The organism is Exiguobacterium chiriqhucha RW-2, assembly GCF_000416965.1.
In the GTDB taxonomy this organism is placed as follows: Bacteria; Bacillota; Bacilli; order Exiguobacteriales; family Exiguobacteriaceae; genus Exiguobacterium; species Exiguobacterium chiriqhucha.
Window position 1 is genome coordinate 420,335 of sequence record NZ_ATCL01000014.1, and the last position, 14,648, is coordinate 434,982.

Sequence of the window (14,648 nt, forward strand, 5' to 3'; positions counted from 1 at the left end):
AGTAAAGTGTAGATGTAGCCAGTACAAATCAAACACTTACATGAAAGGGGAATACGGATATGAAAATTGTTGCGATTACGGCTTGTCCGGTCGGAATTGCGCATACGTACATGGCGGCTGAAAAGCTGTCAAAGACGGGTGCGGAACTTGGGCATGACGTCAAAGTCGAGACACATGGGTCAATCGGCATTGAAAATGGATTGACTGAACAAGAAATCAAGGAGGCGGATGGTGTCATCATCGCCGCCGATAAGACGGTCGACCTCGAGCGTTTTGCAGGAAAACGGATCGTCGTCGTTCCGGTTGCCGACGCCATCAAACAGCCGGCCGAATTGATTGAACGAGTCAAAACAGCACCGGTGCAAAAAGCATCAGCTAAAACATCAGAGTCGAAAAAAGGGAAGGACGGAAACATCGTCTATCGGGCCCTCATGAACGGTGTCAGTCACATGATTCCATTCGTTGTTGTCGGCGGTCTGTTGATTGCCCTTGCGTTAGCAATCGGTGGTGAACCGACTGCGAACGGTCTTGCGATTCCGGAAGGTTCGATTTGGCAAAAAGTATTAGATGTCGGTGGAGCGGCCTTCATGTTCATGGTTCCAATCCTAGCCGGTTATATCGCCTACGCGATTGCGGATCGCCCAGCCCTCGCGCCAGGTGTCGTCGGTGGTTATATCGCTGCGAACGGTAGCTTTTATGGATCTGAAGCAGGAGCTGGATTCTTAGGTGGGATTTTGGCAGGTTTTGCAGCCGGGTATCTCGTTCGTTGGATCAAGACGTGGAAAGTGCCACAGATGATTCAACCGATTATGCCGATTCTCGTCATTCCGATTATCAGTATGGTTGCGATTGCAGCGCTGTTCATCTTCGTCGTCGGGGCACCGATTGCCGGATTGATGGAAGGGCTCACAACCATGCTTCAAGGTATGGAAGGGTCGAGTAAAATCGTTCTCGGTCTCTTGCTTGGAGCGATGATCGCCTTTGATATGGGGGGTCCGGTTAATAAAGTTGCTTTCTTGTTCGGGGCTTCAATGATTGCCGAGGGACAGACGGGGATCATGGGTGCCATCGCGGTGGCGATTTGTATCCCACCACTCGGTATGGGGATTGCCACGTTCATTCGCAAAAAACTGTTCGTCAAAGAAGAACAAGAAGCTGGTAAAGCAGCCTTCATGATGGGGCTAGTCGGAATCACAGAAGGGGCCATCCCATTCGCAGCCGGGGATCCGCTTCGTGTCATTCCAGCGAACATGATTGGTGCGATGGTGGGGGCGGCAATCGCTATCACAGTCGGAGTGACGAATAACGTCCCTCATGGCGGACCGGTCGTCGCGGTACTCGGTGCTGTCGACAATGTCATCATGTTCTTCGTCTCCGTCATCATCGGATCGCTCATCACAGCGTTCACGACGATTTTCTTAAAAGAACGGGCACAACGAAAAGTCAAACAGTCGGAATCACTCAAACAAGTCGGGTAAGGAGAGATACAGATGAAACTCATGAACTACATGGAAGAGGCATTGATTGAATTGGACTTGGCGGCGACGTCACGTGAAGAAGCGTTCGACGTATTGACGCGAAAATTAGACGAGGTGGGATATTTGAACGATCGTGCCGCATATGTGACAGCGCTTGAAGCACGGGAAGCACTTAGTTCAACCGGGATTGGATTTGAAGTTGCCATCCCGCACGGAAAGACGAATGCGGTCAATCGTCCAGTCATTGCGTTTGCGAAAGCGCCGGCTGGCATCGAATGGGATAGTCTTGACGGGGAACCGGCGAAATTGATTTTTATGATCGGTGTACCGGAAGCGGCAGAAGGAGATGAGCATCTTCGAATTCTCGCTCTCTTGAGCCGACGCCTCATTGACGATGAGTTCCGTAACCAACTGAAAGCAGCGACGACGGTCGAGGAAGTCGTCGCTCAACTAGAGACCGTATATGCATAACATATAGGACGCTCATAGCGAGCGTCCTGTTGGTATAAATAGAATTAATCATAGGGGGATGAATGATGGCTATTTTAAAATGTAAACCAGTCTTTCAGGAGCGCCTGTGGGGTGGGCGTAAACTCGAAACCTCGTTCGGGTATGACATTCCGGACGGGAATATCGGGGAATGTTGGGGCATCTCGGCCCATCCGAACGGGATGAGTGTAATTGAAGGCGGACCGTTTACCGGACAGACACTCGCTGATTTATGGAAGGAACGACGAGAATTGTTCGGGACGTACACACTTGACGAATTCCCGCTCTTGATTAAAGTGCTCGACGCCGCTGATGATTTATCGGTCCAAGTCCATCCGAACGATGAAGAGGCAATGCGACTCGAAGACGAGCGTTACGGGAAGACGGAGTGCTGGTATGTCGTCGAGGCTGAGGAAGGGGCAGAATTAATCCTCGGTCACTCGGCCGAAACGAAGCAACAGCTGGCAGACAAGATTGAGCACGGGGAGTGGGACGAGTTGTTGCGTCGTCAACCCGTGAAAGCGGGAGATTTCGTATTCGTACCGAGCGGAACGATTCATGCGATCGGAAAAGGGATCGTCATCCTCGAGACACAGCAATCGTCTGACACGACGTATCGAGTGTATGATTTTGACCGAACAGACAACGCAGGCAACACGCGCGAACTCCATCTCAATCAAGCGATTGAAGTGACGACCGTCCCAGACCGTCCGGCGCTCGTTACGCCGACGTCGAAGGACGTATCAGGTGGAACGGTCCAGACGCTCGTCGAGACAGAAGAGTTCAATGTGTACCGGATGAACGTCCGCGATGGATTCCAAGTCCAGTCGCTTGACCGTTTCCGACTCATTAGCGTGCTTGAAGGCGCCGGGACACTTGACGGAATCCCGCTTCAAAAAGGGAATCACGTTGTCGTGACCGTCTCAGAAGAACCGCTACAAGTAGTTGGGGCAATGGAATGGATTGTGAGCGACCGAGTGACAGTTTAATAGGCAAAGGCATCGGCGACGATGTCTTTTTTGTAAGAAATCATGGTCAAACAATTCAAAAAGGCATAAAGTGGAACTGAAATGAGATGAAAGGGGATACATACATGTTTGGAGCAATCGAGGCAGGCGGTACGAAAATGGTATGTGGGATTGGGATGGAGACTGGGGAGATCATTCGACATACCTCGATTCCAACGACGACGCCAGAAGAGACGATGGCGCGCATCTTTGAATTTTTTGCAGGCGAATCAATCGAGGCACTCGGTGTCGGCACGTTCGGTCCGGTCGATTTGGATCCAGATAGTGATACGTATGGTCATATTACGACGACACCGAAAGTGAGATGGGCAAACTATCCATTATACGAAACGTTAAAATCACATTTTGGTGTCCCGGTAATCCTTGATACCGATGTGAACGGAGCAGCGTTTGGAGAAATGAAATTCGGTGGGGCCAAAGATGTATCTAGTTGCGTCTACATGACCGTGGGAACCGGAATCGGTGCGGGGGCCGTGATCGATGGGGAACTCGTCCATGGGATGGGTCACCCAGAGATGGGCCATATTTTAGTCAGACGTCATCCGAGCGACGATTCGAATGGTGTCTGTCCATATCATGGAGACTGTCTTGAAGGGCTCGCATCAGGACCTGCAATCGAGGCACGGAGCGGTGTCAAAGGTCATCTTTTGGATGAGACAGATGAAACGTGGGATATCGAAGCGGATTATCTCGCTCAGGCGTTGATGAACTTTGCCCTCATCATTGCTCCGCAACGAATCATCCTCGGTGGTGGGGTCATGAAGCAACAACATGTGTTCCCGAAAGTTCGGGAGGCATTCAAAGAGAAGTTGAATGGCTATATTCAAAATCAGTATGTGGACAATGTCGAGACGTACATCGTGCCACCAACATTAGGTGATTTTGCGGGATTAAAAGGTGCGTTAGCCCTCGCCATCTATAAAGAGGACATACACCATGCCCGGCGTTGATGGATCGGTCCGTGAGCTCGAGGCCTACCAATCGCACGTGACATTGCCGGACGACTTTGATTCGTTTTGGGAATCTAAGCTAGAGGCATTGCGAGACGTTCCACTCTCGATTGAACGTATACGGCTCGATTCCTATATTCGGAATGTGATGGTTGAACAAATCAAGTATCAGTCGTTAGAAGGGATTCTTCATCATGCGACGTATATTTCACCGAGCGATTTGGATGAGTCGCTTCCTGTCGTCGTCATGTATCACGGATATGACTGGAATACACATGAACCCCATATCGCGATGAAATATGTCGTCCAGGGGATGGGCGTGCTGTTGGTCGAAACGCGTGATCAAGGCATGGTTGCTGACCAGATGATTTCGTATCCGATGGGTGGCGCTTCAGGTTGGATGACGAAAGGGATTTTTAATAAAGAAGGCTATTACTATACGAACGTCATCTTAGATTCGTTACGTGCGCTTGATGTCGCGCTTGAATTGTCTGGCAGCAGGTCCGCGATTGTGGAGGGCGGTAGCCAAGGTGGTGGCATCGGCCTAGGTGTCAGTGCTTTGCACCCTAAAGTAAAACTTGCCTTGATTGATATCCCATTCCTCTGTGATATTCCACGCGGGGTCGAGCTGGCCGTCCGAGGGCCATACCTGGAGATTTCTCATTATTTTAAAGTCCACGATCCTCTTCACCAACAGGAGAAAGCCATCTATGATACGTTGCGCTATATCGATGGCATCAATTTTGCCCGTCGAATCACGTGCCCGGTCATGGTCGGTGTCGGCCTGCTAGACGAGGTGTGTCCTCCTTCAACGGCATATGCCTTATACCGAGAATTAGGCGGAGAAAAAGAGTTACGGGTGTATCCGGAATATGCCCATGGCCTATCCAGTTGGCATGAAGAAGAAAAATTAAAATTTGTCTCCAATTATATATAATTCCCGACTCCATCATTTTGATGGAGTTTTTTTCATACATTTTTTTATGAAGGTCATTTGTCCTGAAAATAGGTATTAAGCCTTAGTCGATTTCTTCATGAAAGGTATAGACTGCTTTAATAAAAACAAATTGAAAATAATTTTCAATAAATTCCATAAAAGTAAAATGATTATTTTTGCCTACATGGTCATGTGCTATGGTGTTTTTGTAAGCGTTTACTTTTATTAAGGGAGATGAATCACATGTCAAAACGTACAATGATTAGTTCAGCACTCAGCTTGACGTTGATTGGAAGCTTACTACCGCTGCAATCGGAAGCGGCCACGAAGGACGTATTGAAAGTCGTCGATGCATCCGGAGATGAGATGGCGATTGGCGGAATCAATAAACTCGCGAATCAAAACCAGCTCATTATCTTCAACGACCAATTCAGCTACTATACGGAGACAAATCCAGCCAGTACAGAAGTCGTGTTGGAGAAAGTCGGAATCAACACGTACACGGTTGTCGAGAAACGGAGCGGAAATAGCCCAATCCCAGAAAATGGACTCGTTCTCTCGACAGGTAAAGACACGACAGCAGAAATCAAATCATTCTTACAACAACTCGAAGCGGGAGAACGCATCTTTTTAGATGAACCTGTGCAGAAACAAGAAGCCAAACAGGCGAACGCAGTCGACCCGACGCGTCAGACGAACCCGGACGGTGCGCCATTTGATGGATTCCGTGGACCGGATCAATTGATTGTCTATACGCCAGCTTTTGGAGAAACAACGAAAACGAACGTGTATGGCTATGAAATCACGGTAGAAAACGGCTACGTGACGAAGCTTGGCGGCGGTAACTCTGCTATCCCGAAAAATGGATTTGTTGTCAGTGGGCACGGCGTGAACTCATCGTTCCTGTCAGCAAATAGCATCATCGGAGCGAAAGTGGATGTCACGAATGGAGTCGTCACCATCACCCAAGATGTAGACAGTTACGCATTCCAAAGTGGAAAGGCGATGGAAAAGGCCGAACAGTCAATCGCCAAAGCGAAAGCTGAATGGGTTGACGTCCCGTTTGATTTAGCCGAAGAGGCACTCGGTTCAGCTCGAGCACTACTCGAGCAGGCGAATGCGGAGACTGATCCCGTCGTCGCACTCGATACAGTACGACAAGCGACCCAACATGCCTATGATGCGTACTATTATTCCATCGATTCGGGTGTGGCCGAACAACGGGCCGTGTGGCATCGACCGAAAGAGTCGACACTCGCCGGCGTCGAAACGGTACTCGATCGGATGGAGCGGGCCGGCTTCAACGCGGTCTACTTAGAGACAACATTCTGGGGGTATCCGATCTATCCGAGTGCCGTCCAAGACAAATATGGCTTGCCGACACAGCACCCGAACTTTAAAAACGGAGACTTTGGCGAACACGGGACGGATATTCTCGCAGCCTATATCGCGGAGGCGAAAGAACGTGGCATGACGGTACATGCATGGACGGATGGATTTATGGTCGGGGAAGCGAGTCTCGGTGTGCCTTCACAATTTAAGAACTATCCAGAATGGGCAGCTGTGCAACGTACGAATACGACTGGACAACCTGCACCTGACACATCAAGTCGCTATTACTGGCTCGATATCATGCAACCAGCAGTTCAGGACTATATGCTCGAGCTGTACGAAGAGATGGAAGAGAAATACGACATTAAAGGATTGAATATTGACTACATGCGTCTCCCACACCATGGGTTCGATAAAGCATATGGATTCAGTGAGCCGACGCGAGCATTGTACAAAGACGTCAGTGGAATCGATCCGATTGACCTAAAAGCCGGTTCGGCTGAGTGGGATACGTTCCAAGCATGGGTTCGTGAGCGTGAGAATGAGTTTGTCGAAAAACTACATGATGTATCGAAGAAAAACGACGCGAAATTCATGTTGACGGCAACGCCGGAACCGGGTGCGGAAGAAGTGTACATCAGTGATTGGAAAGATGATATTGATGCAGTCATCCCGCAAGCGTACGGACATGACTTCAACAGTATCCAAAAGACCGTTCAGGCAAGTAAGAAATTGATGCCTGAAGGAACGATGTACTATACTGGCATCTATTCGTTCTATCACCACTTGAACGAAGGTGCAGCGGTCGATGACGTCTTGTCGGCGAAGTACGGAACGTCAGGCGTCAACATGTTCGCATTCGGCCAAGCGAGCGCACCTTCCGTTGATGCGCTTGGAAAAGGTCCATGGCGCGATGCAGCTGTTAATCCAGGGGAAGAGCCACTACTTGCAATCGAGGCCTTGCTGAAGGATACGCGACAAGAGATGAACAGTCTGTATATACCGAAGAAAGGAATCGATAAACAAGCAGGTCGTGCCCTTGCGAAAGAAATTCAGCCGCTTGAACGTAAAGCACGCCATGGCTCATTGACGACAGATGATCTCAATCGAATCAAAGAGACGATTACAGAAATGGCCTCACGTGATGACATCGATCCGACACTCGAGGAACGTTTGCTCACACGTGTAAGCGATATGCAACAATGGCACCAGTATGCGATTGATCGTCAAGGATTCAGCGCTAAGTAATATTGTTAAAGACGTGAACCAAGCTCGCCTTAATTATAGGGCGAGTTTTTGTTTTAGAAAATTATTTTCATTTTGATTTTAGTATTGCAAATAGATTTCTTTAGCGATATGATGAATTTGTGAAAACGCTTTCTATTTTATCTCGGGGAGGAAATGGAACATGAATAAACGTACGAAACGGATCGTCGCGAGCGCATCGGTCGCGGCTTTGTCAGTCGGTTTGATGGCGTGCAGCAATGATGAGGCGAGTGAAGGCAGCGCATCGTCAGACGGTGAATTGTCAGGCAAGGTTACGATGTGGACAGCTTCACTTGCGGGTGAGCCATTCGACTCTTACTTTGCGGACATTGAAAAAGAGTTTGAAGAGATGCACCCAGATGTGGATGTCGTCATCGAAGACGTCCCGCAAAACGAAATGGAACAAAAAGTATTGACTTCACTCACGGGCAGTGACGTTCCGGATGTCGTCAACTTGAACCCGCACTATATGTCGAACATCGCAGCACAAGGGGGCTTGCTCGAGTTAGACGGGTTGCTCTCGGATGAAGCGAAAACGGCCTATGTTGATGGACCATACAACTCAGGTATGTTCGAAGAGAAGTTGTATGCACTTCCTTGGTATTTGACGACAACGGTGTCTTGGTACAATGGAGACCATTTCGAACAAGCCGGTATTAAAGAAGTCCCGACTTCAACCGAGAGTATTTATGAAGCGTCGAAAATGTTGACGGAGAAGACGGGTAAACCAGCATTCTATCCGGTCATCAATGACGGGAACGCCATCATGGAAAAAATGGTTTCGATTGCAGGCGAACCGCTCGTCGAGGATGGAAAAGCTACATTTGCAGACAACGAAAACATCATCGAGTACTTTGAAACGATGCAAAAAATGTATAAAGAAGGTTTGATTCCACAAGAAGCAGCCGAGGGATCAATCAAAACAGGTCAAGAGTTGTACATGGCAGGTAACACATCACTGCTTGAAGGTGGCGTGACATTCCTTGGACCGGTTGAAAGTGGAGCACCAGACATTTACAACGTTTCAAAAGCAGGACAACCACTTGAAGCATCAGACGCACCAGTCAACGTCGCCGTCATGAACTTTGCGGTTCCTGCGAAGACGAAGAACAAAGAGGCGGCGGTCGCATTCGCCGAGTTCGTCACGAATGCTGACAACCAACTTGAGTTTGCGAAGACTGCCGGAACGGTGTTGCCATCAACGAAAGCATCACTCGAAGATGAGTACTTCACGAATCCAGGAGACTCTCCAAAAGCGCTCGGGATGATGGAAGCTTCGAAATCATTGGAGCGTGCAGAAGTTCTTGTCCCGCCGACAGAGAACAGCGCCGAACTCCGTGAGTCGACGAAGAATATGTTTGTCCAAAACATGCAGGGCAAGATGTCAGGAAAAGAAGCTGTAGAAGCACTTGCGAAAGCTTGGGATGATGCCTTCGAGAAGTCTGGCGAGAGCGTCACATTCTAAACGTTGAGAGCTGAATCAAAAGGAGACCCCCCTTTTGGTTCAGCTTGTTTTATTGGAAGGAGAAACCACAGATGAATAAAGAGAACATAGCAATCCCTGTGTCGGTCACAAAAACAAAGGCCGTCAAAAGGAAGAATAAAAACCTCCTCACCCCTTGGCTGTTCTTACTCCCATCGATTATCGTGCTTGGGACGTTCCTCGTCATCCCGATTGTCGAAGCGTTCCATTGGAGTTTACTGGACTATAAAATCATTGCGGGGACAGGAGAGTTTGTCGGACTCGCCAACTTCAAAGAGATTTTTACAGACACGACGTTTTGGCTCGCGCTTTGGAACACGATTCTCTTCTTGATCATCGTGTTACCATTGAACATCTTTTTGCCAATGATTTTAGCAGTCCTCGTGAACCAAGCGATTAAAGGTGTCTCGACGTTCCGGATCTTGTATTACTTGCCAGTCGTCACACCGATGGTCGTTGCGGCATTGATGTGGAAAATGCTCTATTCACAGAGCGGTCCGATTTCATCGATTTTAGTTTCACTTGGCTTGTTCGACAATCCAACGAATTTACTTGTTGAAAGCTCCACCGCGCTCGTCGCCGTCTCGGCCATCACGGTGTGGAAAGGACTCGGCTACTACATGATCATCTACTTGGCAGGACTGCAATCGATTTCGAAAGACGTTTATGAATCAGCAGAAATCGATGGAGCGAACGCTATTCAAAAATTCTGGCGCATCACTGTACCAATGTTAACCCCTTCGGTCACGCTCGTATCCGTCATGACCATCATCGCCGGGATGAAAGTGTTTGAAGAGATTGCGCTTACGACCGGTGGTGGGCCAGCTGGTGCGACGACAACGCTCGTCATGTATATCTTCAACAAATTCATGTCACTTGACGTCAGTATTGCTTCAGCAGCTGGGGTCGTGCTACTCCTTCTCGCGATTGGTGCGTCTTTGCTTCAAATGAAGTTGACGAGCTCACGCGAAGACGATTTACGGGCTTAAGGAGGAATTATTAATGAAACGAAAAAGAATAACACAAAAATTGATGCTCTATGCCTTGATGGTATTCATCTCGGTGATTACAGTCGGACCATTTCTCGTGACCTTATTTATGGCATTGAAGTCACCCGGTGAGAATATTTACGGAACGATTTATCCGACCGACCCGACACTGGCGAACTTTACCGATTCGTTCTCAAAAGCGAATTTCGGTTTATATTTCTTGAATACGTTCATCGTGACAGCCATCGCCATTCCACTCAACTTACTATTTTGTAGTTTGGCAGCCTATCCACTTGCACGGATGGACTTTCGCGGTCGTGGAATCGTGTTGTCACTGATTATCGCCACGATGATGGTGCCGTTCCAATTGTATATGGCGCCGTTGTTCCAACTTGCTGGTGAGCTAGGCCTTCGTAACACGTACGTCGGATTGATTGTTATGCAAGTCGCGACAGCGTTCGGGATTTACTTGATGCGACAAGCCTACTTACGAATCCCAAAAGAATTGGAAGAATCGGCATATTTGGACGGGGCGAATCGCTTCCAAGTATGGTACCGCGTCGCGTTACCGCTTGTGAAACCAACACTTGTCACATTGGCGATTTTCACGTTCATGGGCACATGGGGTGACTACTTATGGCCACTCTTGAATTCGACCGAGAGTAGTATGTATACACTTTCCATCGGGCTAGCGCAACTTTCACAAAACTTTGATGGATCAAACTTGAAACTGATCAGCGCTGCTTCGATTTTGACGACAATCCCGACATTGATTCTGTTTATGGCGCTCCAAAAGTACTTTATCTCTGGGGCGACAGACGGTGCAGTAAAAGGATAAGAGAGAAAGGGTGCGAAGAGATGATTCACTATGCAGGACATGATTTACCGATTATGCGAGACGTTGATTGCGTCGTTGTAGGCGGTGGAACAGCTGGGGTGACGGCGGCCTTTGCGGCAGCAAGAGAAGGCCTCGAGACACTTGTCATCGAGAAGACGATTGCCCTCGGCGGAACGCAGACGAATGCACTCGTCTCTCCGATGATGCCGACACACGTTCAGCCGCGCGGTATCAATCGATTGATCATCGAAGCGTTAGAAGAACGTGGAGTAAGAACGGACGATGGTACGACGAATTGCCGCTGGTTCAACGTAGAAGCGTTGACCTCTGTGACCGAAGAACTGCTCGACCAGGCGGGGTGTCATATCTTATATGATGCGGTCGTCATCGATGTCGTGAAAGAACAAGATCGGGTGACACATCTGGTCGTCCAGACATGTGCAGGCTTGGTCGCGATTGGGACGCGGACTGTGGTTGATGCATCTGCGGACGCCGTCATCGCTCGTGTGACAGGAATACCGGTCACATCAGGAGATGTTGATGGTCATAACCAACAGATGACATTTCGTTTTGAAATGGGAGGAATTGACCTGTCACGTGTCAGAAGCTACATCCTCGAGCTAGGCGAGACGTTCTGTCGAATTGAAGACCCTGACTTTTTTGAAATCGTGATGGTACCTGGGAAAGGTCATGTCCTTGAAACGCTATTCCAACAAGGGCTAGAATCCGGAGAACTGCGTCAAGATGACCTCAAATATTTTCAGGCGTTCACGCAACCAGGAAAACCTGGTGTATTCTCCTTCAACTGTCCGCATATCCCACGATTGACGGACACGACCGATCCATTCGTTCGTTCAGATGCGGTCCGAATCGGACGCCAAATGATTCAGCGGATCAGTCGATTTTTGATTCGTCGTCTACCTGGATTTGAACAAGCGTTTCTTCTGAAGGAAGCGACACAGCTGGGAGTTCGTGAATCGTATCGTATCCAAGGACAATACATTTTGAGTGAAATCGATTATGCGAAACGTGCACGGTTCGTAGACGCAATTGCGCGGGGAGATTGGTACGTCGATGTTCACAGTGTCAAAGGAGACGGGGAGCTGCCTAAAAAATATGAAGCAGGCGAATATTACGAAATCCCATACCGTTCGCTCGTCAGCCACGAAGTCGAAAACGTCATTTTTGCGGGAAGACATATTTCGAGCACGTTCTTGATGCAAGCCTCACTTCGAATCCAACCGACGTTACGAGATGTTGGAGAGGCGGCAGGTCTTGCGGCCGCCGTGTCGCTTCAGACCGGAACAGCATTGCGTGAGCTGGACGGTGCCATGGTCCGAGAACGACTGGAGGTCATGCAATGAAGCAAGTGCACGTATTGAACCATACGCATTGGGATCGTGAATGGTACGAATCGTTTGAATCGTTTCGGTTCAAATTGACGGAAGGGCTACGGTATGTCGTCAATCGACTAGAGGCCGGTCAGTTCGAAAATTTCTTTCTCGATGGGCAAACGGTCGTCCTCGATGATTACAAAGAGATCGTTTCAGCTGAAGAATATGAAGTGTTGGTTCGACTGATTCGAGAGGGCAAGATTGAAGTCGGACCGTGGTATCTCCTGGCGGATGAATTTTTAGTCGCAGGTGAAGCGCTCATCCAAAACTTGAAAATCGGAACGAAGATGGCGCGTGAACTCGGTTCAAAACACGACATCGGGTATCTCCCGGATACGTTTGGCCATATCGGGCAAATGCCGCAACTGCTCGAACAGTTTGGAATTGACCATGCGATTTTATGGCGGGGAGCGGTATCCGACCACTTTGAGAACGAATGGTTGGCACCGAACGGTTCGAGCGTGAAGACGTTCGTGTTACCTCTATTCGAAGGGTATTATCAAACATTCTTGAAGCATCAATCGTTTAAAGAAGAGTTGGCTGACTATCTCGAACGGAACGACCCGTACGTGAAGAGCGGTCACTACTTGGTCATGAACGGGGCGGACCATACGTTCACGGCACCTGACTTGAAAGATCGGCTCGATACAATCGACTTGCCGATTCGACAGTCCCTCATGTCTGACTATCTCGAAGCGGTCGCGGATTATACCCCGACCAAGACGATTCACGGCGAACAGCGTGATCCGTCAAAAATCTTCATTTTACCAGGAGTCCTGTCGACTCGAACGTACTTGAAGCGTGACAATCAACTCGTCGAGGATGAGGCACTCAATACGCTTGGATTTTTAGATGCTTTTCTTGGAACCGAGTCACGAAATGATGCGTTCCGAGAATATGTCTGGAAGCTGATTCTCCAAAATCAACCGCATGACAGCATTTGTGGATGTAGTATCGATGCTGTGCATGATGAGATGGAGACACGTACAGCGCGCGCATTGGCCGCAATGCGTCAATTTGAACAGACGCAGTTGGATTGGCACTATCCGGCTCCGTATCTGGACGAGACCTTTAACAATCAGCTCGTCGTCATTTCGACGGTACCGTATAAACGGATACTTCCGATTGAGACGATAATCCGCGTCCCGAAACGGATTGACGTCGGAGGAATCAACATTCGACTGAACGGAGAGACGCTAAGTTTTGATCTCGTACGAAGAAAAGAGAAAGAATTATTCTTGCGTCATATTTTAGCTGAACCCCATTATGAAGAATATGTAGAGTATGACGTCGTCTTTACACTGCCAGTAGAAGGAGCGGGCTCGACTGTTTGTGAGATTGAACTCGTTGAACCGGCTAAAAAGCAGGATGACCCAACAAACGATTGGATAGAGAACGAATTGGTTCGGCTTGAGATTGAAGATGACACGTTGACAATCGCCGATCGGGTTTCGGGCGAACGTCATACGGGACAACACGTTTTCTTATCGAGTTTGGATGCGGGAGACACGTACAACTATTCCCCACCTAAAACGGACAAGTTGACCAAATCTAGACTCGTCGGTACACGTATTGAAACAGGACCGGTTCGTCAGACGCTTCATTTGGATTATGAGCTCACAGTTCCGACCGGCCTTGATCCGTCTCGTCTGACCGGGACTGACGAAACGGTGACTCTCTCAATCCTGACAAAGGCCACGCTCTATCAAGGAGACCCGTTGATTCGTTTCGAGACAACTATCAATAACACGGCAAAAGATCACAAACTGCGTGTCGCCTTTAAAACGGGTACGTGTGATCGAACGATTGCGGATACGGCTTTTGATTGGAACGAACGGATGACGTTACGAGACAAGCAGTTCGATGCTAAACGGAATGAAGAATCTGTCATGGCGCAAGCACCGACATATTCATTCGTACAGGCGAACGATTTTACCCTCATTCATCGTGGACTTCAAGAGTACGAGGTGAGTACGTATGAGGGCGAGGATGTGGTCGAATTGACGATGCTCCGAGCGGTCGGTTGGCTGTCACGTCGCGATTTACGGACACGTGGAAACGGGGCAGGCCCTGGATTTGAAGTACCAGGTGCGCAGTGCCTACGGACAGACACGTTTGAATACGCGCTTCTATTGAATCGACAAGAAGAGACGGAAACGCACATCACTTCATTCCGTCGCCGACCAATCGTGCATCAAACACGTGCGACGAATGCACGCCAGTGGTTCTCATTAGAGGGAGCTGTATTTTCAAGTGTGACGGGTGTCGCGCCTAATGTGACCGATATTCGAGTGTTCAATCCGACCAACGAGAGCGTACCGGTACGTTTGATGTTCGAACAAGCGGTACAATTGGAACGAGTAACGTTGGCAGGAGAGGTCGCGGAACGGATCGACTCGGAATTTTGGATGTGTCCGAAAGAGTTGATGACGATTCGTGTGACGAGCGAAGAGAAATAGAATTT

At 48.8% G+C, this 14,648-nt stretch carries 11 protein-coding genes; all 11 read left to right on the forward strand.

Annotated features, from left to right (window positions below; all coding sequences use genetic code 11):
* Positions 1–59 precede the first annotated feature (59 nt).
* Positions 60–1,478 (forward strand): PTS fructose transporter subunit IIC, encoded by a 1,419-nt coding sequence (locus M467_RS21855; protein ID WP_021066300.1) that lies wholly within the window; start codon positions 60–62, stop codon positions 1,476–1,478.
* Between the two features lie 12 nt (positions 1,479–1,490).
* A complete protein-coding gene (locus M467_RS31865) occupies positions 1,491–1,949 on the forward strand; it encodes a PTS sugar transporter subunit IIA (protein WP_021066301.1) in 459 nt (152 codons plus the stop codon).
* 62 nt (positions 1,950–2,011) lie between these two features.
* Positions 2,012–2,956 carry a mannose-6-phosphate isomerase, class I gene (gene manA, locus M467_RS21865; RefSeq protein ID WP_420834471.1) on the forward strand — a complete coding sequence of 315 codons (945 nt, stop codon included), beginning with the start codon at positions 2,012–2,014 and terminating at the stop codon, positions 2,954–2,956.
* Positions 2,957–3,060: 104 nt separating this feature from the next.
* Positions 3,061–3,945 carry an ROK family protein gene (locus M467_RS21870; RefSeq protein ID WP_021066303.1) on the forward strand — a complete coding sequence of 295 codons (885 nt, stop codon included), beginning with the start codon at positions 3,061–3,063 and terminating at the stop codon, positions 3,943–3,945.
* Complete coding sequence (locus M467_RS31435) at positions 3,932–4,882, forward strand: acetylxylan esterase (RefSeq protein ID WP_021066304.1); 951 nt, start codon at positions 3,932–3,934, stop codon at positions 4,880–4,882. Before M467_RS21870 ends, M467_RS31435 begins: the two co-directional genes overlap by 14 nt.
* Positions 4,883–5,125: 243 nt before the next feature.
* A complete protein-coding gene (locus tag M467_RS21880) occupies positions 5,126–7,462 on the forward strand; it encodes a family 10 glycosylhydrolase (protein ID WP_021066305.1) in 2,337 nt (778 codons plus the stop codon).
* Between the two features lie 160 nt (positions 7,463–7,622).
* Entirely contained in the window at positions 7,623–8,945 is a 1,323-nt protein-coding gene (locus M467_RS21885; RefSeq protein WP_021066306.1) for an ABC transporter substrate-binding protein, read from the forward strand.
* Between the two features lie 71 nt (positions 8,946–9,016).
* Complete coding sequence (locus M467_RS21890; RefSeq protein ID WP_021066307.1) at positions 9,017–9,952, forward strand: carbohydrate ABC transporter permease; 936 nt, start codon at positions 9,017–9,019, stop codon at positions 9,950–9,952.
* Positions 9,953–9,965: 13 nt separating this feature from the next.
* Positions 9,966–10,790, forward strand: a complete 825-nt coding sequence (locus M467_RS21895; protein ID WP_021066308.1) for a carbohydrate ABC transporter permease — start codon at positions 9,966–9,968, stop codon at positions 10,788–10,790.
* Between the two features lie 20 nt (positions 10,791–10,810).
* A complete protein-coding gene (locus M467_RS21900) occupies positions 10,811–12,154 on the forward strand; it encodes an FAD-dependent oxidoreductase (protein ID WP_021066309.1) in 1,344 nt (447 codons plus the stop codon).
* Positions 12,151–14,643, forward strand: coding sequence for a glycoside hydrolase family 38 N-terminal domain-containing protein (locus M467_RS21905; RefSeq protein WP_021066310.1), 2,493 nt, complete (start codon positions 12,151–12,153; stop codon positions 14,641–14,643). The genes M467_RS21900 and M467_RS21905 overlap by 4 nt, the downstream gene beginning before the upstream one ends.
* The last annotated feature ends 5 nt before the right edge of the window (positions 14,644–14,648 follow it).

Coding starts and splice junctions, on each gene's coding strand:
- M467_RS21855 (WP_021066300.1), top strand. CDS start 60: ATGAAAATTGTTGCGATTACGGCTTGTCCGGTCGGAATTGCGCATACG.
- M467_RS31865 (WP_021066301.1), top strand. CDS start 1,491: ATGAAACTCATGAACTACATGGAAGAGGCATTGATTGAATTGGACTTG.
- manA (WP_420834471.1), top strand. CDS start 2,012: ATGATGGCTATTTTAAAATGTAAACCAGTCTTTCAGGAGCGCCTGTGG.
- M467_RS21870 (WP_021066303.1), top strand. CDS start 3,061: ATGTTTGGAGCAATCGAGGCAGGCGGTACGAAAATGGTATGTGGGATT.
- M467_RS31435 (WP_021066304.1), top strand. CDS start 3,932: ATGCCCGGCGTTGATGGATCGGTCCGTGAGCTCGAGGCCTACCAATCG.
- M467_RS21880 (WP_021066305.1), top strand. CDS start 5,126: ATGTCAAAACGTACAATGATTAGTTCAGCACTCAGCTTGACGTTGATT.
- M467_RS21885 (WP_021066306.1), top strand. CDS start 7,623: ATGAATAAACGTACGAAACGGATCGTCGCGAGCGCATCGGTCGCGGCT.
- M467_RS21890 (WP_021066307.1), top strand. CDS start 9,017: ATGAATAAAGAGAACATAGCAATCCCTGTGTCGGTCACAAAAACAAAG.
- M467_RS21895 (WP_021066308.1), top strand. CDS start 9,966: ATGAAACGAAAAAGAATAACACAAAAATTGATGCTCTATGCCTTGATG.
- M467_RS21900 (WP_021066309.1), top strand. CDS start 10,811: ATGATTCACTATGCAGGACATGATTTACCGATTATGCGAGACGTTGAT.
- M467_RS21905 (WP_021066310.1), top strand. CDS start 12,151: ATGAAGCAAGTGCACGTATTGAACCATACGCATTGGGATCGTGAATGG.